Source organism: Aequorivita sinensis, from assembly GCF_006346335.1.
GTDB lineage: Bacteria > Bacteroidota > Bacteroidia > Flavobacteriales > Flavobacteriaceae > Aequorivita > Aequorivita sinensis.
The window spans coordinates 1-1,697 of sequence record NZ_VDMC01000044.1 but is presented as its reverse complement, the minus strand read 5'-3'; the positions used below and the strand labels follow the sequence as shown (position 1 = coordinate 1,697).

The following is a 1,697-nucleotide window of genomic DNA, read 5'->3' as shown; positions in this document are numbered from 1 at the left end:
TTTTTAAGCTTGGCGCGCAAGGGTTACTGGGTAAAATAGCCTTTTTGCCATTGTTATTTTTGAATCGAAAGGCTATATTTACTGACACACAACAATGTATATGAAAAATAGACGAAAAAGTACTAATTGAAATATTTTTGGCTTGTATCAAACTTTAGGATTAGACAAAAATTTAGGGCTTAGTGATCGCCTACTTATCATATACGAAACGTTCTACGCAATTTGAAAAAATCGACATTCTACATATTAGCCTTTTTCTCGACATTAGCTTTATGTTGCAAATCTGAATTAAAAAATAAGGATTTTGATGAGCAAAAAACAACTGAATTTTTCAAGCAAATTCTTCAAAAAGAAGAAATTTTAAGAACTAATTGCGTTTTGGAAACATCAACTTGGAAATTATCCAAATTTGAGGATGATTTCAAAAAGTATATAAAAAAACATTTAAAAATTAAAGACACATCTCACCTGAATTTACAAATAAATCTATTTAAGGGATTTATAGTAACGAAAGAAATAGCTTCTGGAAAAAATATACTGAAGAAAGAAGACTATATTAATTTTAATCAGACGTCTGAAAATAATGAATATGGATATTTAGACTGGCTCGAACAGCATCATTGCAAAAGAGGGTTCAATTCGATTTCAAAACCCTTATTCAATGAAACGTATGATTTAGCAATAGTTCATATCGATGAAATTTGTGGTCCTATGTGCGGAGGAAATTGGACAATTGCCTACGAATTTAAAAATGAAGAGTGGATAAGAAAAGAAATAATAGATGCTACGGTCAAATAAAAAACTGCGTAGAACAACGTGTATAGCTCATTGCTATTGAATTCCTTACCGGAATTCATTGCAATTTGCTATCTTTCGGTCACGGCGGAAAATCCTCGCGGATTTCCCGCAACGAGCCATACACAAAACCGTTAGCCACAAGCTGAAGAAACGTTCAGGTTGAAAGAAAATATCGTGAAAGAATTAAAAATGAAAGCAAGTTTTAAGAAATGAAAAGGTTATTTGGAATAATATTACTTCTGACTTTAACTAGTTGTTCTTATATGACAGATTTCTATATTTTTAATAAAAGTGGAAATTCAATATTTGTTGAGTACAAAGTCAAAGAACGTTTGAATGAAGAACCTTTTGCATTTAACGCAAGAATAGTGGGATTTGATTCGGATATGGAAATTATTGAAATAAAAAAAGCATTTGAAATTGAATTTAACAATGAAATAAATACTCTGACTTGCGAATTGAAAAAAGGACAAGCATTATGGATTGGCGATGATATCAATTTCAGTCTTAATGATGCGAATGACATTAAAAAACTGAAAAGGAATCTGATATATTTAAAAATAAAAACGGAGAATACGGAAATCAATGCTGACGAAAAGAATATCGTTGGATTTTTTAAAACGTTCGATAGACACACAGTCGGAATTGAAATTAAATAAAGCCAGTGGCTAACAACGTGTATAGCTCATTGCTACTGAATTCCTAATCGGAATTCATTGCAATTCACTAAATTTGGGCTACGCGGAAAAATCCACACGGATTTTACCGCAACGAGCCATACACATAACCGTTGTGGCTAATTTGAAAAAATGACGAATACCAACGACATACAAGAATTGACTCTTTCTACTGACAAGTGGAAAGTTGACTTATATTATGAAAATTGGCATTCCGAGACA

The 1,697-nt window shown here is 31.8% G+C and carries 2 protein-coding genes; both read left to right on the top strand.

From position 1 onward, the window contains the following. The first annotated feature begins 222 nt into the window (after positions 1 to 222). Positions 223 to 798 (top strand): hypothetical protein, encoded by a 576-nt coding sequence (locus FHP04_RS14265; protein ID WP_139856823.1) that lies wholly within the window; start codon positions 223 to 225, stop codon positions 796 to 798. Positions 799 to 1,061: 263 nt separating this feature from the next. Then, entirely contained in the window at positions 1,062 to 1,457 is a 396-nt protein-coding gene (locus tag FHP04_RS14260; RefSeq protein WP_158319152.1) for a hypothetical protein, read from the top strand. Positions 1,458 to 1,697 lie beyond the last annotated feature (240 nt).

What these genes read in the sequence shown, in the direction of transcription:
- FHP04_RS14260 (WP_158319152.1), top strand. Translation starts at nt 1,062, where the DNA reads ATGACAGATTTCTATATTTTTAATAAAAGTGGAAATTCAATATTTGTT.